Below are 21,923 nucleotides of genomic sequence, written 5' to 3'. Positions count from 1 at the left end.
AAAAAATAGAAAGGATTACGATAATGGAGGTCTGCCACTTGAAACGTCATATATGTGCATTGTTTATTTTAATGATCCTTATCTCAATGGTTTCACCATCAGCGATAGCAAAAGAAAAAATTGAAAAACCAGAAGAAAAACAAACATCAGAATTGGTGCACGAAGCCAAATCAGCCATCTTAATAGAACGTGACACGGGAAAAGTGCTTTACAACAAAAACAGCGATGAAAAGCTGGCACCCGCAAGTATGACCAAAATCATGACGATGCTTCTCATCATGGAAGCCATTGATCAAGGAAAGCTGAAAATGACTGACAAGGTAAGAACAAGCGACTATGCAGCTTCAATGGGAGGGTCACAAATCTTCCTTGAACCTGGAGAAGAAATGACCGTGAAAGAAATGCTGAAAGGCATTGCGATTGCGTCTGGAAATGATGCTTCAGTTGCCATGGCAGAGCATATTGCAGGATCTGAAGAACAGTTTGTGGAGCAAATGAACAAAAAGGCAAAAGAACTCGGCCTCACCTCTACGGTCTTTCAAAACCCAACAGGACTTCCTGAAAAAGACCATTACAGTTCAGCTCATGATATGGCAAAAATGGCAAAAGAGCTGTTGAAATATGAACAAATCACCAAATTCACAGGGGTCTACGAAGACTATCTCCGTCAAAACACCGATAAAAAATTCTGGCTTGTGAATACGAACCGATTGATTAAATTTTATCCAGGTGTCGATGGGTTGAAAACAGGTTTTACAGGCGAAGCCAAATACTGTTTGACCGCAACCGCTAAAAAAGGAAACATGCGCGTCATTGCAGTTGTCTTCGGCGCAAGTACACCGAAAGACAGAAACGCTCAAATGGTCAAAATGTTAGACTATGCATTTAGTCAATACACCACACACCCGCTTTACAAACGAGGACAAGATGTAGCTGAAATCAAGGTAAGCAAAGGGACAAAGAAAAAAATTCAGCTTGTCACCTCTGAACCAATCTCCCTTTTAACGAAAAAAGGCGAAAATGTGGATCAGATTAAAAAAGAAATCAAATTGTCTCAGGATGTTACGGCTCCATTCTCAAAAGGAACGGAACTTGGAACCATTGTCTTGAAAAAAGACGGAAAAGTGCTGCATGAAAGCCCTGTACAAGCCAAAGAAGGAATGGAAAAAGCGGGCGTTTGGACGTTCTTCAAACGAGCGATGGCTGAATTTGTGAAATGGAAATAAAAAGGAGAAGGCTGCTGAAACAGGCAGTCTTTTTGCTATGAGGAAGAAGAAAAGAACATCTAAATGTGACGAATGGTCACTAGTTTTGTCATGGTGAAGGATTTACTTGATAAAAAAGAGAAACAATCTTTATCCGAAAATTAGAGCAAGGAGGAATAAAAAGATGAGCCTTGATATTCATTTTCAAGTAAAAGAGAGCGTACTTTGCATTCGATTAACAGGAGAGCTCGATCATCACTCCGCAGAAACATTGAGACAAAAGGTGACGAATTATTTGGAAACAGAGGACATTCGCCACATTGTGCTGAATTTGGCTGATTTAACGTTTATGGACAGCTCAGGTCTCGGAGTGATTTTAGGAAGATATAAAGAAATTAAACAGCTTGGCGGAGAAATGGTCGTCTGTGCTATTTCGCCAGCAGTGAACCGGTTATTTGATATGTCTGGCTTATTTAAAATCATCCGTATGGAGCCTTCAGAGCAAACGGCATTGCAAACATTGGGGGTGGCATCATGAGGAATGAAATGAACCTGACCTTCTCTGCTTTAAGTCAAAATGAATCCTTTGCGAGGGTGACAGTCGCGGCGTTTATCGCCCAGCTTGATCCGACATTAGATGAATTAACAGAAATCAAAACCGTTGTGTCAGAGGCGGTGACAAATTCCATTATCCATGGCTATGATGGGAATCCAGATGGCAAGGTGCATATCGAAGTCACACTTGATGACCATGTTGTGTACCTCACCATCCGTGACGAAGGGATGGGCATTACAGATCTTGAGGAAGCAAGACAGCCGCTTTTCACGACAAAACCAGACTTAGAACGCTCTGGAATGGGCTTTACCATTATGGAGAATTTTATGGATGATGTCATGATAGACTCATCTCCAGAAATGGGCACAACCATCCGTTTAACAAAGCATCTATCAAAAAGCAAAGCGCTTTGTAATTAAAGGAGCTGCTCATATGGATGTGGAGGTAAAAAAGCAAGCAAAAAAAGCCCAGCTGTCAAATGATGAAGTCAAAGAGCTCATCAAAAAAAGCCAAGACGGTGATCAGCAAGCAAGAGACCTCCTCGTAGAAAAAAACATGCGTCTTGTTTGGTCCGTTGTTCAGCGCTTTTTAAATAGAGGATATGAACCAGATGATTTGTTTCAAATTGGCTGTATTGGACTGCTAAAATCTGTTGATAAATTTGATTTGTCATATGATGTGAAGTTTTCGACCTATGCTGTCCCAATGATCATTGGTGAAATCCAGCGATTCATTCGAGATGATGGAACAGTCAAAGTCAGCCGGTCACTAAAGGAACTTGGTAATAAAATCCGGCGGGCAAGAGATGAATTGTCTAAGTCTCACGGAAGAATGCCGACCGTCCAGGAAATAGCCGAATATCTTGATATAACACCAGAGGATGTCGTCCTCGCCCAAGAAGCGGTCCGAACGCCGTCGTCGATTCATGAAACGGTGTATGAAAATGACGGGGACCCGATTACATTACTTGATCAAATTGCCGATCATTCAGAAGAAAGATGGTTTGATAAAATCGCGCTGAAAGAAGCGATCAAGGAATTAGAAGAACGAGAAAAACTCATTGTGTACTTAAGATATTATAAAGACCAAACACAATCTGAGGTAGCGGAGAGACTCGGCATTTCACAAGTACAAGTCTCGCGGCTCGAAAAGAAAATTTTAAAACAAATCCAAATGCAAATGGATCAAAAAGAGAGCTAGCCAATTCGGCTGGCTTTTTTCGTGTGGTAATTACCGGTAAATCAAGTTCTCTCGGTATGAGAACCATTTTTCACCACATACTATTTTTAACCCATCGTATAGGAAGTGACTTGGATGGACGGACAAATCTTTCTTCGGCTGCGCCATCGCATTAAGACCGGTAATGATCAGCTCATTTATTTAGAAGATATCGCCCAAATCACTGGTGATGAGTTTGCTGTACAAAAGCTTAGCAAGATGCCGATATATCATGTCAGTAAAAAGGATCGTCACATCGCCGTTCTTGATATCATGCATGTGGTCAAAACGATCAAAAAAACATGGCCAGACATCGACATTCAAACCGTCGGAGGCGCTGAAGCCATTGTTGAAATTGATACAGGCAAACGCCAGCTTTCTCCGATTTTATTTGTGTTCGTGTGGCTCCTATTATTTGTCGGAGCGGCGCTTGCCATTATGAATTTCCACGAGGATGTCAGTATGCGGCTCGTTCATATCCGCCTATATGAAATGATCACAGGAAAAACGGTTGAGCATCCTTATTTATTGCAAATTCCATATAGCTTCGGACTAGGCTTTGGCATGATTTTATTTTTCAATCATGTATTTAAAAAGCGTTTAAATGAAGAACCAAGCCCGCTCGAAGTGGAGATGTTTAAATATCAGCTCGATCTCGATCATTATGTCGCCCTTAAAGAAAATAAAGAGACAATGAAAGATATCCATGATCGGTAAGTGGCTTTTTGTCGCGTTAGTTGGACTTGGCGGCGGTTTAACGGTAGGAGCAGGGTTTGTGGCATTTCTCACAGTGCTTGGCATCATCCCTCGTTTAATGCAATTAACGAAAACGCAGCGCTTCATACAAGGATACGAGGCAGCTGTCATCACCGGGGCGGTCGTTGGCGGCTGGGCAACCTTGAGCGAGGTGCATTTGCATTTATCCAAATGGCTGGTGCTCCCGATCGGTCTTTTAGCAGGCATTTTCGTCGGCATGCTTGCAGCTGCGCTGACTGAAGTATTAAATGTACTTCCTATATTAACGAAAAGAATTGGAATGGACGGGAAAATTGTTTTGCTTCTCATGGCCATTGTCTTAGGCAAAGTATTTGGTTCACTATTCCATTGGCTGATTTATATTTAAAAATTTGGAGGGAACAACCGTGTCGAGTTTAAAAGAGAACTATCCATCTAAGGTGAAAACGTATCAGCCTAAACCTCCTTATGTCCTCAACTGCATCAAGGCTTTTCTTGTTGGTGGATTGATCTGTGCCATAGGCGAGGGGCTGCAACATTTCTATATTCACTTTTTTGATTTTAATGAAAAAACAGCAGGGAACCCAACAGTGGCGACCCTCATTTTAATTTCTTCTATATTAACTGGTATCGGTATTTACGATAGAATCGGCCAGTTTGCCGGAGCGGGATCGGCTGTTCCGGTGACAGGATTTGCAAACAGTATGACAAGTGCTGCCCTTGAGCATAGAAGTGAAGGGCTTGTTTTAGGGGTTGCCACAAATATGTTTAAGCTCGCTGGGAACGTCATTGTATTTGGTGTCGTCTCGGCATATGTCGTAGGGATCATTCGATACGTCTTGGAAAAGATGTTTTCGTAGGAGGAATGAAACGTGAAACTAACAGGTAAACAATCTTGGGTTTTTGAGCACAAGCTTTACGTCAATGCAGAGGGAACAGCTGCAGGGCCGAAAGAAAAAGAAGGACCGATTGGTCATTTAATTGATAAAACGTATGACGAAATGCATTGTGATCAAAAGAACTGGGAAATGGCTGAAAGAAAACTGATGGAAGATGCGATATCCAGTGCTTTATCAAAAGCAAATTTGCAAAAAAGCGATATTGATCTATTGCTGGCAGGAGATTTACTTAATCAAAACGTCACAGCAAACTATGTGGCGAGAGAACTAAAAATCCCGTTTCTATGTTTGTTTGGGGCATGCTCAACCTCAATGGAATCGGTCGCCATTGCGTCTGCACTCATTGATGGCGGTTTTGCCAATAGAGCCATTGCAGCGACAAGCAGTCATAATGCAACGGCAGAACGCCAATTTCGTAATCCAACAGAATACGGCGGACAAAAGCCAGATACAGCCACAAGTACCGTCACTGGGAGCGGGGCCGTTATTATTAGCCAGGAGACCTCTCCAATTCAAATTACAAGCGCTACAGTAGGCAGGGTGATGGATCTTGGAATTACAGATCCATTTGACATGGGATCGGCCATGGCTCCGGCAGCGGCAGATACCATCAAGCAGCATTTAGAAGACCTCGGAAGAACGGTGGACGATTACGATCTGATTTTAACAGGGGATTTATCTGGTATTGGTTCACCAATCTTAAAGGATCTTCTGAAGGAAGAAGGCATTCAGCTTGGGAGAAAGCATGATGATTGCGGTTTAATCATCTATACACCCGATCAAAATGTATTCGCTGGTGGGAGCGGCTGTGCTTGTTCAGCTGTTGTGACATTTAGTCACATTTTTCAAGAAATGAAAGCAGGAAATCTGCAAAGAGTACTCGTTGTGGCAACCGGAGCGCTTCTAAGTCCAATGATGGTCCAGCAAAAAGAGACCATTCCAACCATTGCGCACGGTGTCGTATTTGAGCGTGCAGGAGGAGAGAGCTAATGGATTATCTTATCGCTTTTGTTGCAGGCGGACTTATTTGCGTCATTGGTCAGCTTTTACTAGACATACTCAAACTTACGCCTGCACATGTCATGACCACCTTTGTTGTGGCGGGCACCATCTTAGACGGATTCGGTATTTATGATAAATTTATTGAATTTGCGGGTGCGGGCGCAACCGTACCAATCGTCAGCTTTGGTCATAGCTTGCTTCATGGAGCGATGCATCAGGCAGATGTACACGGGTTCATCGGAATCGGGATCGGTATTTTTGAATTAACTTCTGCTGGAATTTCAGCTGCGATTTTATTCTCATTTATTATCGCTCTTATCTTTAAACCGAAAGGATAACCTAATATGGGGCAAAGACGAAAAGTCATTTTAGTGACAGACGGAGATATATATGCTGCCAAAACCATTGAGCTTGCTGCTAAAAATGTCGGTGGGCGATGTATTTCCAGCTCAAAAGGAAATCCAAGCAAACGAACAGGACCTGAACTTGTGCAGATGATTTTAAAAACGCCGAATGATCCAGTGTTTGTCATGTTTGATGATTCTGGCCTGACAGGTGAAGGAACAGGGGAGATAGCGATGAAGCATGTGGCGCGTCATCCTGAAATTGAAGTCATTGGGGCGATCGCCGTTGCATCCAAAACGCATCAAGCTGAATGGACAAAGGTTCATGTTTCCATTGACCGGGAGGGTGAACTGACAGAATACGGTGTCGACAAGCATGGTCTTCCCGAAATGGAGCCTCATAAAATGAGCGGAGATACCGTGTATTGTCTTGACTCGCTCGATCTGCCGTTTGTTGTTGGAATTGGAGATATTGGCAAAATGGGACGGAAAGATGATCTGAGCAAAGGATCTCCGATCACAATGAAAGCAGTTGAATTAATTTTAGAAAGGAGTGGTTTCCATGAAGAAAGACAAGGTAAACGTGTACCGAGATCCGAAGAAAAATGAAGATTACTTTAAAGAAAATGTCGGAATGGGTCTCAGCTTTGACCTTGGTGTGCGGAAAATTTATATACACGATCAGGAAATCCAACTTTACTATGTAAATGGACTGTGTGATACACAATATGTCATCTACTTATTAAAAGAGCTAGTTGAAATCAATGACAACGAACCTGAATCAGATGACATGGCTCGTGTGATTGAGAATCGTCTTGTCAATCAGCAGGTCTCAAAGGTTGAAACACTTGATGAAGCGGTAGACCAAGTGCTGTCGGGCCTTGTGGCAGTTGTAGTTGAAGGTGAAAACTACGCATTTATCATTGATGTCAGAAGCTATCCTGGCAGAATGCCAGAGGAGCCGGATACAGAAAAGGTTGTCCGGGGCGCAAGAGACGGTTTTGTTGAAAACATTATTGTCAATACAGCACTTATACGAAGACGGGTGCGAGATGAAAAACTGAGATACAAAATGCTCAAAGTAGGCGAACGTTCGAAAGCGGATGTATGTGTTTGCTACATTGAAGATATTGCGGACCCAGATCTTGTCGATATCATAGAGAAAGAAGTGTCAGGAATCAAAGTCGACGGGCTGACGATGTCTGATAAAACAATTGAAGAATTCATTATTAAACAAGGATACAATCCCTTTCCCCTTGTACGTTACACCGAGCGTCCAGATGTCGCTGCTAACCATATACTAGAAGGGCATGTCATCATTATTACGGATACATCTCCTAGTGTCATCATTACGCCAACCACCATTTTTCACCACGTTCAACATGCAGAAGAATACCGCCAAGCACCTGCAGTTGGTACGTTCCTAAGATGGGTACGCTTTTTAGGCATTTTATGTTCAACGTTTCTTTTACCAATTTGGTTTCTGTTTATCCTTGAACCAAGTCTTCTGCCAGATCATTTAAGCTATATTGGCTTTAACAAACCGTCCCATATTCCAGTGATTTTACAAGTATTTCTAGCTGATTTTGGGGTGGAATTTTTAAGGATGGCTGCAATTCATACGCCAACTGCATTGTCGACCGCCATGGGGCTGATTGCGGCTGTTTTAATTGGGCAAATTGCCATTGATGTCGGTTTATTTACACCAGAGGTCATCTTATACGTCTCACTAGCGGCAATCGGTACATTTACAACCCCAAGCTATGAGCTGAGTGTCGCCAATAAGATTGTACGACTCATCATATTAGCGCTCGTGGCGATCTTTAAGCTGAATGGACTCATCATTGGTTTTACGTTGTTACTCATCTACTTAACATCCATTCGTTCATTGCAGACGCCTTATATGTGGCCATTTCTTCCTTTTAACGGGAAGGCTTTGTGGCAAGTGCTGATTCGGACGTCTGTTCCTGGCTCAAAAGTAAGGCCAAGCATTGTTCACCCTCAAAACAGATCAAAAATTCCGCCAAATTCTTAACGCTCATTGAAAGTGGCTGAAGATTGTGATATTGTATTTTTAACTTTGAGAAACGGCAAAAAGGCAGCTCACGCAGCTGTCTTTTTTCAGCCGAGGCGGAGAAAGAGGGAATGACATTGTATTTACACGGCACTTGCAGACAAAATGAACTCGGTCATTTAGAAATTGGTGGTGTTGATGCCGTTTCTTTAGCTGAAACGTATGGGACACCACTTTATGTATATGATGTGGCTTTAATACGGGAGCGTGCAAAAAGCTTTCAAAAAGCATTTATAGAAGAAGAGTTAAAAGCGCAGGTAGCATATGCGAGTAAAGCATTTTCCTCCATCGCGATGTTTCAGCTTGCCAAGGAAGAAGGATTATCTCTTGATGTCGTATCAGGCGGGGAGCTTCACACAGCCATTTGCGCTGGGTTTCCGGTAGAAAAAATTCATTTCCATGGCAACAATAAAAGTAGAGATGAATTAAAAATGGCGTTAGAGCACGAGATCGGCTGTATCGTTGTAGATAATTTCTACGAAATGAAGCTCATTGAAGAGCTTGGTCAAGAGCTGTCAAAACAGGTGAAAGTGCTGCTCCGTATCACACCAGGTGTCGAAGCGCATACGCATGATTACATTACAACAGGCCAAGAGGATTCCAAATTTGGCTTTGACCTTCACAATGGACAAGCAGATGAAGCGGTGAAACAAGTGCTTGGATCAGAAGTGATCGAACTGTTAGGCGTTCATTGCCATATCGGATCACAAATATTTGATACAGCTGGTTTTGTCCTTGCAGCAGACAAGATCTTTTTGAAGCTGGATGAATGGAGAGAATCATTTGGTTTTATTTCGACCGTGTTAAACTTAGGCGGCGGCTTTGGCATCCGTTATACAGAAGAAGATGAACCACTTCCTGCGACAGAATACGTCGAGAAAATTATCCAAGCTGTAAAAGAGAACGTGACACGCTATGAGTTTGATATGCCGGAGATTTGGATTGAGCCAGGCCGCTCTCTTGTTGGTGACGCAGGAACAACGCTTTATACGATCGGCTCATCAAAACACGTACCTGGCATTCGCGATTATGTTGCGGTAGATGGGGGAATGAGTGACAACATTCGTCCAGCATTATATCAAGCGAAATATGAAGCGGCAAGTGCCAACAAAATGAGCCAATCGCACAATCAAACAGTTTCTATTGCAGGGAAATGCTGTGAAAGCGGAGATATGCTTATTTGGGATATCGATCTGCCAGAGTTATCACAAGGAGATTTATTAGCTGTCTTTTGTACCGGAGCTTACGGCTACAGTATGTCAAATAACTATAACCGCATCCCGCGCCCGGCTGTTGTATTTGTAGAAGACGGGGAAGCGCAGCTTGTGGTTGAACGTGAAACATATGCGGACATTGTCAAACTTGATTTACCTTATCAATCAAAAGTGAAATCATCTACGTAAAAAAGCTGCCTGTACATCAGGCAGCTTTTTATAATGACTTATTTACCTCCAGTAAATACAGAGACGATCGCGTTCCAAATGGAGACAAAGAAATCCCAAATCTTTTGAAGTAGGTTTTTCCCTTCATCTGATTCTATGAATTTCGTAATCTTGTCTTTTGCTTTATCGATTTGAGATCCTACCTGGTTCCAATCGATATTGATGTTCTTCATTTTATCGAATAGAGAAATAAGCTGATCCTTTTGATCTTGCGTTAGATTTAAGTTTAAATCAGAAGCAGCCTGATCCACTTTTTCTTCTACTTCTTTTGTTGTTTTAGGGACACCATTTTTCGCAATGTCATCCTTGATTTTTGCAATAAGGGCAGAAGCATTGTCTTTCCCGATGGAGTCACCCAATTTAGACGTTGTCACAAGCTCTTCGTTTGCTACCTGCTTCACATCTTCTGGAATGGCTTTGTCGCTAGACACTTCATAGGCTTTTAATAAACCTGTCAGTGCGGCTGTCCCAGAAACTTCAAACGGTGCAGTCACAACAACCTTGGCATCCTTGACACCGGCTGTCATTAAAGCATTTAAATACATCTCATCTGTAATGGTCTTGATGTTATGTGTATCCACAGTCAAACCAGTACCTGATTTTTCAATGGTGATAGATGAAGATGATAATGCTCTCGTCCCGATAGAAGAACGGGGGATATACTTTCCTAAATATTCATGCTCTTCTTTATTGGTTACTTCAATTTTTGTCGCATTTTCAGGTGGATTCAACTCGTCAAGCACCTTTTGGCGATCAGCCGGAGTTAAGTCTTGCCCAAGTGTGACGATGACATCGCCGACAGCTGCATCCGCTAAGCTGACTTTTGGCGCACCAATGAGGAAAAGGAGCGCTGCCATCATACTAAGCATTGATTTTTTAAACATGTTGACCTCCTTCAAGTCGAAAGGGTTCCTCTTTCAAGAGAAACTCATCTTTTGAGTACACGTAAAGAAATGTACTCCATCATATAGACGTAACAAATCGATTCGACGTTTCAATTTTCTTTTTAAGATGTTTTCCTTTTCCAATAAATAAAGACCTGTTGCTCATTCTGTCATCAATTTAATAGGAAAAAAGGATCAAGCTCTTCTATTGTATCAATCCTAAGAAAAGAGGTAAATCACAATCAAAGAGCAGGGGATGTTTAACATGACCGAAAATGTGCTATAATGAGCGTTGTTTAACCTGAAAGGAGAATGTGAAAAATGGCAAAAAAAGGATACATACAACTAACGAATGGTAAGAAACTTGAGTTTGAACTATACCCAGAGGCTGCTCCAGGTACAGTAGCAAACTTTGAAAAATTAGCGAATGAAGGCTTCTACGATGGATTGAAATTCCACCGTGTCATCCCAGGCTTCGTAAGCCAAGGTGGCGATCCAAACGGTAATGGAACAGGCGGTCCTGGTTACACAATTAAATGTGAAACAGAAGGGAATCCACATCAACACGAAAGAGGTTCATTATCAATGGCGCATGCTGGTAAAGACACGGGTGGCAGCCAATTCTTTATCGTCCATGACCCGCAGCCGCACTTAAACGGTGTTCACACTGTTTTTGGTAAAGTAACATCTGGTATCGAGGCTGTTCTAGATATGGAACAAGGCCAAGGAATGGAAAAAGTCGAAGTTTTCGATGCTTAATCCTTAATCCAAAACACCGCTTAAAACGCGGTGTTTTTTTATTTTAAATCTGATTTTACGGTTATTTGTTCCGTGAGGCGGTAGGTGATGAACCAATATAAAAGGGCAATAGCGCTAACAGAGGCGCCAAATAAACATACTCCGCTCCAGCCATTGTTTGCGTATATGCTAGTGGAAGCAATGGAACCAGTCGCACTGCCGATGGAGTAAAAAATCATATAAGCAGCAGTGAGCCGGCTTCTCGCCTCAGGCAGCACTGTGAAAATCATACTTTGGTTGGTCACATGTACGGCCTGCACAGATAGGTCAAGAATAATAATACCGATGATTAATAAAATGAGTGAATATTCAGTGAAAAAGATAAAAAACCATGAAACGAATAATAGGACAAGGGCTATACAAGTTGTTAATTGTCCTAAGCCTCGATCAGCAAGGCTTCCAGCCCGGGCAGCGCCTAATGCTCCGGCAACTCCAGCAAGACCAAATGCACCGATCGCTGTATGTGAAAGATTGTGTGGCGAGCTGCTGAGAGGCAGCACGAGCGAAGTCCACAACGTACCAAACACGATAAAGATCAGAAAACCCAGTATGCCTCGGATGCGCAGAATTTGTTCTTGTCTGAACAATGTAAACATTGAAGCAAGCAGCTTCATATAGGATATTGACGCTCTCTCGCTGTCAGCCCGCGGGAGATACCGGTATAACACGGCGGTTATGATGAGCATCATAACGGCAGACACGAGATAGACTGACCTCCAGCCGGCGAGATCGGTTAGTACACCAGCAAACGTTCGTGCGAGAAGAATACCAATCACAATGCCACTTTGAACCAAGCCCACGATACGGCCTCGTTCTTCAGGAGCAGCCCAGGTCGCTGCGAACGCTACGAGTACCTGAGTGACCACAGCAAGCATGCCGACGGCAGCCAGCCCTATAAACAGGACGGTGGCAGTAGGGGCGATGCCGACTAGAATCAGAGAAAACACGGATACTAGCATCTGAGCCATGATGAGCCGCCTTTGATTGAACAGATCACCAAGTGGTACGATCAGTAGCAGTCCTAGTGCATAACAAAGCTGAGTAATCGTAATGACGATACCAATGGATGAATAGGTGATGCCAAACTCGGATGCGAGGGAGTCTAATAACGGTTGTGCAAAGTATATGTTTGCAACTGCCATCCCGCAGGCTGACGCATAAAGCAGAGCCATATAGCGAGTCATCGCTTGCTTCGGTTTGTTTTGTAAATGAGCCGTTTCCAAATCAAGATGTTCTATGGAAGTGATTCTTTCTTTCACCATGCATGTCTTCGTCTCCTTTTGTACTAAAAAGTATAATATACTGATCGGTATATTATGATTCCTGTTAAGGATAACCAACAAAACATTTTAAAGTCAATACTTTCATCTTGAAAGAGGAAGGAAATTTGACAATCATACGTCGATAAAATAAAATTATAATGTACCGATTGGTAATCAAATAGACAATAATATCAAAAAATAGATACCTGACTTTGTGAAGAAATTTTAATGTTGAAATGAGGAATTGCTGATGGTTCGACAACGGGAATTTGACAAGGAAAAAGCGTTGGATGAGGCAATGGTGCTTTTTTGGGAAAAGGGGTATAGGGCCACTACATTAAGTGATTTGACTGAAAAAATGGGAATACAGCGGCCAAGTTTATACTCAGCGTTTGGAGATAAAGAGGAATTATTTGAGGCCGCATTACGCAAATACACAAAGCAGCATGCTGCCCATATTCGAACAAAACTTCAAAACAATCTTTCTGTCAAGGAAGCATTTCATACATTATTTGCAGATTTAGTAGAAGAGGAATATAGAGATGGTCCGAGTAAAGGGTGTTTTTGCATCAATACAATAGTGGAGCTTGCGCCACACGAAGAGAAATTTGAAATTCTGACAAGAGAGCATCAGATGTATCTTTCCGTCATTTTCGAAGAAAGAATTGTTCAAGGTATTCGCTCGGGTGAGCTCAAAAGTAGCCTGAATGCGAAAGCTTTAGCACAAACACTGGTCGTTTCTTTCATAGGACTGACCGTCCTCATGAAATCTCGTCCAGAACGTTCATTTGTAGATCATTCTGTAGCGACGATACTTTCCATATTAAAATAATGACAACATGCTATGGTATCCTCCTTCAATAAGAGTGATAGCGTATTTTGAACTAAATATCAAAATACGCTTTTTCTTTTAGGACAGTGGTGGACAAAATTCGATTTTGTGATATGATAAGAGAACAAACATTCGCATTTGTGGGTGTCGCCACATTGTCAGTACAAATCTAAAAAGCGTGGTCATGCTGAAAGAAAGCAGGAGATAATTTGAAACCATTAACAAAAGAAGAAAAAAATCAAATGATGATTGCCATTCAGCGTTACTTTGCCGAAGAACGAGAAGAAGAAATTGGTGAATTAGCAGCCATCAATATACTAGAATTTATCACAAAAAACCTTGGAAGCTACTATTATAATCAAGGGGTTCGTGACAGCCGGAACATCGCTGTTCAGAGATCGCAATTGTTAGAGGAAGATTTATTTGCACTCGAAAAAAGATGATCATCAATAATGTGCGCCTTGCTAACTGATAAAGAGGAAAGAGACCCCCTTAATAAAGAACGCATATTCGTATCATATGTAATGATGAAAAGGTGGAACCAAAGGTCCATCTCAATCGTTATATAAGTAACCATTAATGGAAATCAGCTTTTTTGGTTTTATTTCATCAAAAGAAGGAATAAAACATACAAATAGGCGAAGTGCAGATGATGGAGGTTCTAAATATGGGGAAAATTAAATTAAAAATGGCCATCTTATTTGTTTTACTGCTTTGTTTAGGCGCAGGTTATTTATACATGAATGGCATGAAAATTGAAGATGTGCCAACAGCCATTGGTGAAAGCTTAACAAATAATGATAAAGATTATACCATCTATGAATATACCATTACGAAAATTGACGGAGATGAATATTACGGTCAAGCAAAAAACGGCACAAAAATCATTTTTAGTGGAAAGAAGTTCGAAGATGATGTGGCCGACTTGAAGAAAGGTGATCGTATTAAAGCCTACTTTAGTAATGAAAAGAGAATAGATGGTCTTATAAAAGTAGTAAAAGTCGTTAATTAACAAGTCTCCTTTCCTATAAGGAGGCTTTTTTTTGTGAGAAATCTTGATTGTTGCATTTGACAACAAGGATCGCTATAATAGCCCCTAAGGACAGCTAAATATCGATTGTATCCTTCGGGGCAGGGTGAAAATCCCGACCGACGGTAATAAAGCAAATGCTTTACAGCCCGTGACCCGTTAATTTATTAACGGTTGATTCAGTGAAAAGCTGAAGCCGACAGTGAAAGTCTGGATGGGAGAAGGATAAAGAAAGCTATGAACGAAAAATATTTATCGATCATAGTTTTATTTCTGATGCAAAAAAGCCACAGCCCCGGAATTTTTTCCGGGGCTTTCTGTATGTTCATGTAGTGAATAGACCGGCATGCAGTGTTTATTAGGTGATCCCTCATCTACCTTGTATGGACCATAAAAAGCGACGAAGGTGCTCAATCGATCACATGTCCCTAACATCGCTTTTTTAAAAAGTGAGAAATACAAATGAAAAGAAAGGGAGGATCACATGTTTACGGGGATAATTGAAGAAGTAGGCGCAGTTCAGTCATTAAGGAAAAAGTCAGCAGATGCCATAGAAATTGTCATTCAGTGCAACCGTGTGCTAGAAGATGTTCACCTCGGAGACAGTATTGCGATCAATGGTGTATGTCTTACAGTCACAAGCTTTACAAAAGCACAGTTCGCAGCAGATGTGATGCCAGAAACGGTCAAAGCGACATCACTGGATCAGCTGACATCAGGCAGTCCAGTGAATTTAGAGCGGGCCATGTCCTCGAATGGACGATTCGGCGGTCATTTTGTCTCAGGCCATGTTGACGGGACGGCAGTCATTACCCGAATAGAAAAGAAAAGTAATGCCATTTACTATGATTTAGAGATGGACAAGACCCTCACAGATATGCTCGCGCAAAAGGGTTCGATCGCAATAGATGGTGTCAGCTTAACCATTTTCGATTTGCAAGATTCACACGTCACAGTCTCTATTATTCCTCATACGCTTGAAGGAACTATTTTCCCGACTAAATCTATGGGAGAGATCGTGAATATAGAGTGTGACATGATCGGTAAATACATCTATCGCTTTTTAACAAAAGAACAAGGCGAAAAGCAGCCATCCCGATTGACCCCATCATTTTTAAAAGAGCACGGATTCTAGGAGGCGATTGTATGTATCATTTAGTAGAAGAAGCAGTAAACGCTCTGAAAGAAGGAGAAATCATTATCGTAGTGGATGATGAAGACAGAGAAAACGAAGGAGATTTTGTGGCACTTGCTGAGCATGCCACGCCTGAAGTGATTAACTTTATGGCTTTACATGGAAGAGGTCTCATTTGTACACCGGTCCATGCGTCGATTGCCAAACACCTGAACCTGCATCCAATGGTAGAACAAAATACAGATGCACACCATACAGCTTTTACAGTGAGCATCGATCATGTGACAACGACGACTGGTATTAGTGCTTTTGAGCGCTCTACGACCATGCTTGCCATGTTAAATAAAGACGTAACACCAGAAGAATTTGCCCGCCCAGGTCATGTATTTCCGCTCATTGCAAAAGAAGGCGGCGTACTAGAAAGACCAGGTCATACTGAGGCGGCGGTAGATCTTGCGAAACTGGCAGGTTCAGAGCCAGCGGGTGTCATTTGTGAAATCATGAATGTAGATGGCTCAATGGCGCGTGTTCCAGAACTAAAAGAAATCCAAAAACAGCACGGTTTAAAGATGCTGACAATAGAAGCATTGCAAACCTATTTAAATAATAAAGAAACAGCAGCTATCGAAACAAAATAAAAAATCACAAAAAAGGATGATCAACATATGAATACAATACAAGGGCATGTAGTAGCAGAAGGACTAAAATTTGCAATTGTCGTCGCGAGATTTAATGACTTTATTACAAGTAAACTGCTTGACGGAGCAGAAGATACATTGCTCAGACACGGAGCAAACGGTGACGATATTGATGTCGTGTGGGTACCGGGTGCTTTTGAAATTCCGTACATGGCAAAAAAACTAGCTGAAACAGAGAAATATGATGCTGTCATTACACTTGGAACTGTAATCAGGGGCGCAACAACTCACTACGATTATGTTTGTAATGAAGCTGCTAAAGGAATTGCTCAAAGTGCCATGTCAACAGGGGTACCGATTATCTTTGGTGTACTAACAACAGAATCCATTGAACAAGCTATCGAAAGAGCCGGTACAAAAGCTGGAAATAAAGGCAGCGAATCGGCTGCAGCTGCCATTGAAATGGCGAATCTCAACCGTACCTTTCGTTAATTTAGTGAAAAAGAGTTTAAAAACGGTATAAAAATGTTTATAATGTGTGATGAGCAAATGATTCGTGAGACATTTGCTGGACATAAGGATAATTTGAATATTGAGGGGTATATATGTTAATTCGTTATAAGAGGTCTTTTGAAAAAATTGCCATGGGGCTACTCTCCTTCATGCCGGGTGAGAAAGACGTCAAACAGCTTCAGCAGACGATGAAGTCATATGAAATGGATGAAAATCGGCAGCTGTTCCTTTGGAAAGATGGCGAGGATATCGTAGGTGCTATTGGTGTGTTGAAAACAGACGACCAAGTACAAATCGAGCATATTAGTGTGAATCCATCCCATCGAGATCAAGGAATCGGCAAGGAAATGGTTTTAGCCGTGGAAGAGGTATTCAAAACCAAAACACTCATTCCAAATGAATTAACGCAAGGCTTCTTTCATAAGTGTCACAGCGAAACAAATTAAATATCACACATGTAAAAGCAGAGGCTATAGTCCTCTGCTTTTTTTACGTTCGATTTGCTTTTTTCGTTCAAGCAATACATCTGTCCGGTCACGCAGTCTATGTTTTTCGATCAAAAATGTGTGGGATAAGTTGCTCTCCTGGCCAAAGGTCAGTCCGTCTTTTTGAGCCATTTCTTGGCATAGAGACAGGAGCGCTTCATCTTTAATCGGGAGCATCACACTTTCGTATGACATGTCTTCAGCCATTTTCTTCTTCAGCGTTCTCAGAAGTTTGAGAAACGCCTCATCATCCAGACCGAGGTTCGATAATACGGGCCGGTTTGCTTCCAGCAAGTGAAGGCTATTTGAAATGAGCCGTTTTGCACCTTTTCCATTTCCCCGTCTTTGATGATACAAAGCAACGGCAAGCTGAATGAAGCCAACCCAATATTCTTTGCGCTGCTCAGGCGGGTCTTCCTTCCAATATTCCTCAAGAATTTCATGACACTCAAAATAATCTCTTGTCGTATGAAATTCATGTAAAAAAGCCACGTACGCTTCAGGATACACAGTGGTCATCTCCTTTTCCACTCTCAGTCTAACATATTGAAAAGAAAAGAAGAAAGAGCGCCCTTCGTGAAAGGACGCTCTGTTTCTTTAATAAACCCAAGCCGCGCCAACGATGATCAGCAAGATGAAAAGCACGACAATAAGCGCGAAACCTCCACCAAAGTTATAGCCATCTCCCATAATGATACGGCCTCCTTTTTCATCAGTTCTGTTTACAATGGTATTCTATGTATAAATGCCCTGAGTGGTATGGGCGAAACCACTGTTTTTCTTATTTTGCCTAGGACATCATGGTCGAAATTATATTGGACGAGAGCTTTATCCTGTCTTATACTAAAGGTTAGCCGGTGAAACGGTACTTAGAAGACAGTAGAAATGGTGAGAAAAAATGCTGGAATATCAGGTGAAAATAGATTCGTTTGAAGGTCCATTGGACTTACTTTTACATTTAATCAACCGGTTGGAAATTGATATTTATGATATTCCCGTTGCTAAAATTACGGAGCAGTATTTATTATATGTCCATACCATGAGGGAGCTTGAACTTGATGTGGCAAGTGAATATTTGGTGATGGCTGCAACCCTCCTGAGTATTAAAAGCAGAATGCTCCTTCCGAAACAAGAGGAAGAGCTATTTGATGAAGACCTGCTTGAAGAGGAAGAGGACCCTCGAGAAGAGCTGATTGGCAAACTGATTGAATACCGAAAGTATAAAGATGCAGCACAAGAACTGAAGGAACGCGAGGAAGAAAGGCAAAATGCCTTTACAAAACCTCCGAGTGATTTAAGCGAATTTGCAAAAGAATCGGAAGCGAAGGACACAAACCTGCATGTCACGGTGTATGATATGTTAGGTGCGTTCCAAAAGGTATTGAACCGAAAGAAAATAACGAAACCAGCACCATCTAGGATTACAAGACAAGAAATCCCGATTGAAGACAAAATGAATGAGATTATGAACCATTTAAGAAAAACGAAAAAGCGGACCAATTTCATGACTCTATTTCAACATGATCAAAAGGAGCACCTTGTCGTGACGTTTCTTGCTGTTCTTGAATTGATGAAAGGTCATCAAATCATGTTAGAGCAGGAAGGAAACTTTGAAGACATTTATATTATAGGGAGTGAAACGATTCATGACGCTTGATATCGTGAATTGGAAAGCCATCATAGAAGCGCTGCTTTATGCAGCAGGTGACGAAGGCTTAACAAAAAAACAGCTCATGTCTGTTCTTGAAGTAGAAGAGGCAGCGTTACTCGATATGATGTCTGCCGTAAAGGAAGAGTATCAAAAACAAGAACGAGGAATTGAGCTCATTGAATATGCAGATTCATATATGCTGCTGACGAAAAAGGAATACAGCATTTATTTGAAAAAATTAGTCGAGACCCCATCCAAAGGTTTGTCTCAGGCAGCGCTTGAAGTACTCGCAATCGTTTCTTATAAACAGCCGATCACACGCAGTGAGGTAGAAGAAATCAGAGGAGTCAAATCAGAGCGGGTGCTTCATAGTTTAGTAGCCAAAGCGCTGCTCTGTGAAGTTGGACGTGCCGATGGCCCTGGGCGAGCAATTCTTTATGGGACAACACCTACCTTTTTAGAGCAGTTTGGCTTAAAGGCATTGGATGAATTACCGCCACTTCCAGAGAATGTGGAAGCAGATGGTGTACAAGAAGAAGCTGATCTATTTTTTGAAAACTTCAATCAAACATTTGAAGAGATAAAATAGTTCAAAAGAATGAAAAATGTATGATAAAATATAAAAAAGATTTTAGGTCTAACATCTATTGATGTCAGATAAAATGGTCATAAAGCCATGAGGGGAAGGTAAACACAAAACAAATGGCACATATGAATGTAAAGGCTCAAGTTGATCAAGCAGGCGTCTTTTTATCAAAGGTTGCAACTGAAATGAATGGTTTTCTGAACGAAGCTACCTTATCAAGTATGAAACGATTAAACCCTGAAGCGGAAGCCTATTATTGTGACATATTGAATACATTACGGAAGCTTGCAGTGTACAGCGAGGATGCAGCGGCAGTTTGCAGGAAAATCAGCCAGCAGCAGACATTCCCGCAGCAAGCCGCGCAGCAGACGCTTCACCGTATTTATCATCAATGTATTGAAGAGTTTTTCACGCCGAAAAAGGATACATGGTATGAAGACAGCCGTTCCGCATATACAGGAAAGAGCAGCATTGTTTTCCACCATGAAGTATCCGCTGAGATCAAACGATTATTTTCTTCATTAGAAAAAGATTTTTTAGCGATGAGAGAAGAGCTAGAATATACGACATCTCATCAGCAAATGAAAATGGTATAAGCAAGAGGAAGGAGCGTCTCTACATATAGAGACGCTCAGCGTGTAGACAAACCCTCGCATTCGTTGTCAGTCCTGCGTGCTGGTGCTCACGAATGTCAAATTCGCTCCGCGCCAGTACTCGTCCTTCCTAGACTGCAAAGGTTTTCTATCACGCTGAAAAGAAGACAAAGGGCTAAAATAAGGTTCATTTTAGCCCTTTGTCGACAATCTGAGCGTCTCTACATATAGAGACGCTTTTTTTATGGACGAGGCATCATAACTTTTTCAGCCGCGCATACACTTGTACAAAACGGACAAGGACGTGAATGAACATGCCCTATTTAAAAATTGGAACAGCAGTCCTTCTTCTATTTACACTCTTACTGCCTTTTTCCTCACATGCCAAAGCAGATATGTCATTATCAGTGAGTGCAAGAAGCGCCATTTTAATAGATGGACAGTCAGGCAGAGTCCTATTTGGAAAGGACGAGCATGAAAAAAGAAGAATCGCCAGTATTACGAAAATTATGACGGCAGTATTAGCCATTGAATCAGGAAAAATGAAAGACACCGTCAAAGTATCAAAGCGCGCGATACAAGCAGAGGGCTCATCGATTTATTTAAAAGAAGGGCAGAAGGTGAGCCTAGAAGACTTGACATACGGGCTTATGCTGCGTTCTGGAAATGATGCAGCTGTTGCCATTGCAGAGCATGTGGGCGGCAGTTTAGAAGGATTTATTTTTATGATGAATCAAAAAGCGTCTGAACTAGGAATGGAGAATACGAATTTTCAAAATCCGCATGGACTCGATGATCATAAACATCATTATTCATCAGCCTATGACATGGCCATCTTAACAAAATACGCCATGGAGCATAAACAATATCAAAAAATTGCAGGCACGACTTTCTATAAAGCAAAAACGATGGAAGGCTATTGGAAAAATAAAAACAAGCTGGTCACCGGATTATACAAATATTCAACTGGTGGGAAAACGGGATATACGAAGCTTGCAAAACGCACACTTGTCTCTACAGCTGCCAAAGGGGATGCGGCACTGATCGCTGTGACCATTAATGCGCCAGATGATTGGAAGGATCATATCTCTATGTTTGAATATGCATTTGATCATTATAAAACGTACGTACTTGCTGAAAAAGGAAGACTCGCTTCATTAAAAGGAACCTTTTACGAAAAAAAAGCATTTATCAAACGTGATGTGGACTATTTTTTAAATGAAGATGAGAAAAAGCTAGTAGAAATTGAAACGGAAATGCTTACTCCTCAAAAGAAGTGGAAAAAAAACGCCGAAGCCATCCCTGATGTTGTAGGGAAAATGACGTTTTTATTAGATGGTCAGGTGATCGAGCAAGTACCGATTTTTTATGAAAATAAACGAAATCGAATGCCTCAAAAAAGCTTCCAAGAAATGTTTAAGTCTGTCTTTCAGACATCTATAGGCGGCTCTTCATGGTCAATCTAATTTGGGTATTCCTCACTGTCATCGGTCTTGTGTATGCGATGTTCAACGGAACGATGGAGGAAGTAAACGAAGCTGTATTTAAGGGATCAAAGGAAGCAGTGACCATTTCAATTGGTCTGATTAGTGTCCTCGTTTTTTGGCTCGGGCTGATGAAGATTGCAGAAGAGGCAGGCTTGTTACATTTCTTTAGTAAATTGTGCCGTCCCTTTATTTCAAAGCTATTTCCGGATATTCCGCCTAACCATCCTGCGATGGGATATATTTTGTCCAATCTGATGGCGAATTTCTTTGGTCTCGGGAATGCCGCTACACCGCTTGGGATTAAGGCAATGGAGCAGATGAAAGCATTAAACGGCGGGAAAAATGAAGCAAGCCGGTCCATGATTACATTTTTAGCGGTCAACACATCCTCTATCACACTCGTGCCAACAACCGTCATTGCGATTAGAATGACCTATGGTGCAGATCAGCCAACAGACATTGTAGGGCCAACCATTTTGGCGACACTCATTTCAGGCATTGGTGCCATTCTCATTGATCGCTATTTCCACTATCGCAGAAGCAGGCGGGGGTGA

28 protein-coding genes, 1 pseudogene and 1 riboswitch are annotated in these 21,923 nt (G+C 41.7%); of the genes and pseudogenes, 25 read left to right on the top strand and 4 right to left on the bottom strand.

All coding sequences use genetic code 11. The features are described from left to right. Positions 1–71 precede the first annotated feature (71 nt). The 12 genes from MHB79_RS10740 (at position 72) to lysA (ending at position 9,436) form a co-directional block, all read left to right on the top strand. Positions 72–1,226: a D-alanyl-D-alanine carboxypeptidase family protein gene (locus MHB79_RS10740; protein WP_432803497.1), complete on the top strand. Its 1,155-nt coding sequence runs from the start codon at positions 72–74 to the stop codon at positions 1,224–1,226. 163 nt (positions 1,227–1,389) lie between these two features. Continuing rightward, positions 1,390–1,743: an anti-sigma F factor antagonist gene (gene spoIIAA, locus MHB79_RS10735; RefSeq protein ID WP_044141066.1), complete on the top strand. Its 354-nt coding sequence runs from the start codon at positions 1,390–1,392 to the stop codon at positions 1,741–1,743. Then, positions 1,740–2,180 carry an anti-sigma F factor gene (gene spoIIAB, locus MHB79_RS10730; RefSeq protein ID WP_012010447.1) on the top strand — a complete coding sequence of 147 codons (441 nt, stop codon included), beginning with the start codon at positions 1,740–1,742 and terminating at the stop codon, positions 2,178–2,180. The genes spoIIAA and spoIIAB overlap by 4 nt, the downstream gene beginning before the upstream one ends. A 13-nt stretch (positions 2,181–2,193) precedes the next feature. Further along, positions 2,194–2,961, top strand: a complete 768-nt coding sequence (sigF, locus tag MHB79_RS10725) for an RNA polymerase sporulation sigma factor SigF (protein ID WP_003215778.1) — start codon at positions 2,194–2,196, stop codon at positions 2,959–2,961. 114 nt (positions 2,962–3,075) lie between these two features. Next, positions 3,076–3,696 carry a stage V sporulation protein AA gene (locus MHB79_RS10720; RefSeq protein ID WP_003215534.1) on the top strand — a complete coding sequence of 207 codons (621 nt, stop codon included), beginning with the start codon at positions 3,076–3,078 and terminating at the stop codon, positions 3,694–3,696. Continuing rightward, a complete protein-coding gene (locus MHB79_RS10715; RefSeq protein WP_003215481.1) occupies positions 3,686–4,102 on the top strand; it encodes a stage V sporulation protein AB in 417 nt (138 codons plus the stop codon). The genes MHB79_RS10720 and MHB79_RS10715 overlap by 11 nt, the downstream gene beginning before the upstream one ends. 19 nt (positions 4,103–4,121) lie before the next feature. Then, on the top strand, positions 4,122–4,574 hold the full coding sequence (gene spoVAC, locus MHB79_RS10710; protein ID WP_003215687.1) for a stage V sporulation protein AC: 453 nt from the start codon (positions 4,122–4,124) through the stop codon (positions 4,572–4,574). Positions 4,575–4,586: 12 nt separating this feature from the next. Further along, positions 4,587–5,603, top strand: coding sequence for a stage V sporulation protein AD (gene spoVAD / locus MHB79_RS10705; protein ID WP_003215736.1), 1,017 nt, complete (start codon positions 4,587–4,589; stop codon positions 5,601–5,603). Further along, positions 5,603–5,953 (top strand): stage V sporulation protein AE, encoded by a 351-nt coding sequence (gene spoVAE / locus MHB79_RS10700; protein ID WP_003215479.1) that lies wholly within the window; start codon positions 5,603–5,605, stop codon positions 5,951–5,953. The genes spoVAD and spoVAE overlap by 1 nt, the downstream gene beginning before the upstream one ends. Positions 5,954–5,959: 6 nt before the next feature. Next, on the top strand, positions 5,960–6,568 hold the full coding sequence (locus MHB79_RS10695; RefSeq protein ID WP_003216039.1) for a stage V sporulation protein AE: 609 nt from the start codon (positions 5,960–5,962) through the stop codon (positions 6,566–6,568). After that, positions 6,522–7,994: a spore germination protein gene (locus tag MHB79_RS10690; protein WP_003215696.1), complete on the top strand. Its 1,473-nt coding sequence runs from the start codon at positions 6,522–6,524 to the stop codon at positions 7,992–7,994. The genes MHB79_RS10695 and MHB79_RS10690 overlap by 47 nt, the downstream gene beginning before the upstream one ends. A 116-nt stretch (positions 7,995–8,110) precedes the next feature. Further along, positions 8,111–9,436, top strand: coding sequence for a diaminopimelate decarboxylase (gene lysA, locus MHB79_RS10685; protein WP_003215489.1), 1,326 nt, complete (start codon positions 8,111–8,113; stop codon positions 9,434–9,436). A gap of 38 nt (positions 9,437–9,474) precedes the next feature. On the opposite strand, the gene MHB79_RS10680 is transcribed toward lysA, so the two are convergent. Continuing rightward, complete coding sequence (locus MHB79_RS10680; RefSeq protein WP_003215933.1) at positions 9,475–10,359, bottom strand: DUF1002 domain-containing protein; 885 nt, start codon at positions 10,357–10,359, stop codon at positions 9,475–9,477. Positions 10,360–10,680: 321 nt separating this feature from the next. Between MHB79_RS10680 and MHB79_RS10675 the strand changes: the two genes are divergently transcribed. Further along, the gene (locus MHB79_RS10675) at positions 10,681–11,118 is read left to right on the top strand and encodes a peptidylprolyl isomerase (RefSeq protein ID WP_003215505.1); all 438 of its coding nucleotides are present in this window, start codon (positions 10,681–10,683) and stop codon (positions 11,116–11,118) included. Positions 11,119–11,156: 38 nt separating this feature from the next. On the opposite strand, the gene MHB79_RS10670 is transcribed toward MHB79_RS10675, so the two are convergent. After that, on the bottom strand, positions 11,157–12,419 hold the full coding sequence (locus tag MHB79_RS10670) for an MFS transporter (RefSeq protein ID WP_340989712.1): 1,263 nt from the start codon (positions 12,417–12,419) through the stop codon (positions 11,157–11,159). 250 nt (positions 12,420–12,669) lie between these two features. Here MHB79_RS10670 and MHB79_RS10665 point away from each other — a divergent pair, with 250 nt between their 5' ends. The 7 genes and pseudogenes from MHB79_RS10665 to MHB79_RS10635 all read left to right on the top strand — a co-directional run bounded on the left by MHB79_RS10665 (position 12,670) and on the right by MHB79_RS10635 (position 17,013). After that, positions 12,670–13,251, top strand: a complete 582-nt coding sequence (locus MHB79_RS10665) for a TetR/AcrR family transcriptional regulator (protein WP_340989710.1) — start codon at positions 12,670–12,672, stop codon at positions 13,249–13,251. 209 nt (positions 13,252–13,460) lie between these two features. Then, positions 13,461–13,694 (top strand): DUF2164 domain-containing protein, encoded by a 234-nt coding sequence (locus tag MHB79_RS10660; RefSeq protein ID WP_003215556.1) that lies wholly within the window; start codon positions 13,461–13,463, stop codon positions 13,692–13,694. Between the two features lie 224 nt (positions 13,695–13,918). Further along, positions 13,919–14,263, top strand: coding sequence for a hypothetical protein (locus MHB79_RS10655; RefSeq protein WP_003215701.1), 345 nt, complete (start codon positions 13,919–13,921; stop codon positions 14,261–14,263). A 106-nt stretch (positions 14,264–14,369) separates the two neighbouring features. Then, a riboswitch (FMN riboswitch) is annotated at positions 14,370–14,511 on the top strand. Positions 14,512–14,765: 254 nt separating this feature from the next. Then, positions 14,766–15,416, top strand: coding sequence for a riboflavin synthase (ribE, locus tag MHB79_RS10650; protein ID WP_340989708.1), 651 nt, complete (start codon positions 14,766–14,768; stop codon positions 15,414–15,416). An 11-nt stretch (positions 15,417–15,427) separates the two neighbouring features. Further along, positions 15,428–16,033, top strand: a pseudogene (gene ribB / locus MHB79_RS10645) (3,4-dihydroxy-2-butanone-4-phosphate synthase); the annotation flags it as partial. 48 nt (positions 16,034–16,081) lie between these two features. Further along, the gene (gene ribH, locus MHB79_RS10640; protein ID WP_012010433.1) at positions 16,082–16,546 is read left to right on the top strand and encodes a 6,7-dimethyl-8-ribityllumazine synthase; all 465 of its coding nucleotides are present in this window, start codon (positions 16,082–16,084) and stop codon (positions 16,544–16,546) included. Positions 16,547–16,659: 113 nt separating this feature from the next. After that, positions 16,660–17,013, top strand: a complete 354-nt coding sequence (locus MHB79_RS10635; protein ID WP_003215830.1) for a GNAT family N-acetyltransferase — start codon at positions 16,660–16,662, stop codon at positions 17,011–17,013. A gap of 24 nt (positions 17,014–17,037) precedes the next feature. On the opposite strand, the gene MHB79_RS10630 is transcribed toward MHB79_RS10635, so the two are convergent. Beyond that, positions 17,038–17,562, bottom strand: a complete 525-nt coding sequence (locus MHB79_RS10630; protein ID WP_003216132.1) for a DUF309 domain-containing protein — start codon at positions 17,560–17,562, stop codon at positions 17,038–17,040. Between the two features lie 87 nt (positions 17,563–17,649). Further along, positions 17,650–17,742, bottom strand: coding sequence for a YjcZ family sporulation protein (locus tag MHB79_RS10625; protein WP_012010430.1), 93 nt, complete (start codon positions 17,740–17,742; stop codon positions 17,650–17,652). A gap of 208 nt (positions 17,743–17,950) precedes the next feature. On the opposite strand from MHB79_RS10625, the gene MHB79_RS10620 reads away from it, so the two are divergent. From MHB79_RS10620 to MHB79_RS10600, 5 genes are all read left to right on the top strand, one after another. Next, positions 17,951–18,709 (top strand): segregation/condensation protein A, encoded by a 759-nt coding sequence (locus MHB79_RS10620; RefSeq protein WP_050943826.1) that lies wholly within the window; start codon positions 17,951–17,953, stop codon positions 18,707–18,709. Further along, entirely contained in the window at positions 18,699–19,292 is a 594-nt protein-coding gene (scpB, locus tag MHB79_RS10615; protein WP_034661126.1) for an SMC-Scp complex subunit ScpB, read from the top strand. The genes MHB79_RS10620 and scpB overlap by 11 nt, the downstream gene beginning before the upstream one ends. Positions 19,293–19,405: 113 nt before the next feature. Beyond that, positions 19,406–19,885: a YpuI family protein gene (locus tag MHB79_RS10610; RefSeq protein WP_003215803.1), complete on the top strand. Its 480-nt coding sequence runs from the start codon at positions 19,406–19,408 to the stop codon at positions 19,883–19,885. Between the two features lie 311 nt (positions 19,886–20,196). Continuing rightward, positions 20,197–21,348, top strand: a complete 1,152-nt coding sequence (locus tag MHB79_RS10605; protein ID WP_106028747.1) for a D-alanyl-D-alanine carboxypeptidase family protein — start codon at positions 20,197–20,199, stop codon at positions 21,346–21,348. Then, positions 21,336–21,923: a nucleoside recognition domain-containing protein gene (locus MHB79_RS10600; protein WP_003215919.1), complete on the top strand. Its 588-nt coding sequence runs from the start codon at positions 21,336–21,338 to the stop codon at positions 21,921–21,923. Before MHB79_RS10605 ends, MHB79_RS10600 begins: the two co-directional genes overlap by 13 nt.

It is taken from the genome of Bacillus sp. FSL M7-0558 (genome assembly GCF_038003245.1).
GTDB lineage: Bacteria > Bacillota > Bacilli > Bacillales > Bacillaceae > Bacillus > Bacillus pumilus.
Note: the sequence above shows the minus strand (reverse complement) of the source record. Positions and strands in the feature narration are given on the sequence as shown.

Bases quoted from the DNA above. Each gene is read 5' to 3' on its own strand.
- MHB79_RS10740 (WP_432803497.1), top strand. From the start codon at position 72: ATGATCCTTATCTCAATGGTTTCACCATCAGCGATAGCAAAAGAAAAA.
- spoIIAA (WP_044141066.1), top strand. From the start codon at position 1,390: ATGAGCCTTGATATTCATTTTCAAGTAAAAGAGAGCGTACTTTGCATT.
- MHB79_RS10620 (WP_050943826.1), top strand. From the start codon at position 17,951: ATGCTGGAATATCAGGTGAAAATAGATTCGTTTGAAGGTCCATTGGAC.
- MHB79_RS10695 (WP_003216039.1), top strand. From the start codon at position 5,960: ATGGGGCAAAGACGAAAAGTCATTTTAGTGACAGACGGAGATATATAT.
- MHB79_RS10610 (WP_003215803.1), top strand. From the start codon at position 19,406: ATGGCACATATGAATGTAAAGGCTCAAGTTGATCAAGCAGGCGTCTTT.
- MHB79_RS10720 (WP_003215534.1), top strand. From the start codon at position 3,076: ATGGACGGACAAATCTTTCTTCGGCTGCGCCATCGCATTAAGACCGGT.
- sigF (WP_003215778.1), top strand. From the start codon at position 2,194: ATGGATGTGGAGGTAAAAAAGCAAGCAAAAAAAGCCCAGCTGTCAAAT.
- MHB79_RS10635 (WP_003215830.1), top strand. From the start codon at position 16,660: ATGTTAATTCGTTATAAGAGGTCTTTTGAAAAAATTGCCATGGGGCTA.
- MHB79_RS10600 (WP_003215919.1), top strand. From the start codon at position 21,336: ATGGTCAATCTAATTTGGGTATTCCTCACTGTCATCGGTCTTGTGTAT.
- spoIIAB (WP_012010447.1), top strand. From the start codon at position 1,740: ATGAGGAATGAAATGAACCTGACCTTCTCTGCTTTAAGTCAAAATGAA.
- MHB79_RS10655 (WP_003215701.1), top strand. From the start codon at position 13,919: ATGGGGAAAATTAAATTAAAAATGGCCATCTTATTTGTTTTACTGCTT.
- MHB79_RS10670 (WP_340989712.1), bottom strand. From the start codon at position 12,419: ATGGTGAAAGAAAGAATCACTTCCATAGAACATCTTGATTTGGAAACG.
- ribH (WP_012010433.1), top strand. From the start codon at position 16,082: ATGAATACAATACAAGGGCATGTAGTAGCAGAAGGACTAAAATTTGCA.
- MHB79_RS10675 (WP_003215505.1), top strand. From the start codon at position 10,681: ATGGCAAAAAAAGGATACATACAACTAACGAATGGTAAGAAACTTGAG.
- MHB79_RS10605 (WP_106028747.1), top strand. From the start codon at position 20,197: ATGCCCTATTTAAAAATTGGAACAGCAGTCCTTCTTCTATTTACACTC.
- MHB79_RS10665 (WP_340989710.1), top strand. From the start codon at position 12,670: ATGGTTCGACAACGGGAATTTGACAAGGAAAAAGCGTTGGATGAGGCA.
- MHB79_RS10690 (WP_003215696.1), top strand. From the start codon at position 6,522: ATGAAGAAAGACAAGGTAAACGTGTACCGAGATCCGAAGAAAAATGAA.
- ribE (WP_340989708.1), top strand. From the start codon at position 14,766: ATGTTTACGGGGATAATTGAAGAAGTAGGCGCAGTTCAGTCATTAAGG.
- MHB79_RS10625 (WP_012010430.1), bottom strand. From the start codon at position 17,742: ATGGGAGATGGCTATAACTTTGGTGGAGGTTTCGCGCTTATTGTCGTG.
- spoVAE (WP_003215479.1), top strand. From the start codon at position 5,603: ATGGATTATCTTATCGCTTTTGTTGCAGGCGGACTTATTTGCGTCATT.
- MHB79_RS10715 (WP_003215481.1), top strand. From the start codon at position 3,686: ATGATCGGTAAGTGGCTTTTTGTCGCGTTAGTTGGACTTGGCGGCGGT.
- scpB (WP_034661126.1), top strand. From the start codon at position 18,699: ATGACGCTTGATATCGTGAATTGGAAAGCCATCATAGAAGCGCTGCTT.
- MHB79_RS10680 (WP_003215933.1), bottom strand. From the start codon at position 10,359: ATGTTTAAAAAATCAATGCTTAGTATGATGGCAGCGCTCCTTTTCCTC.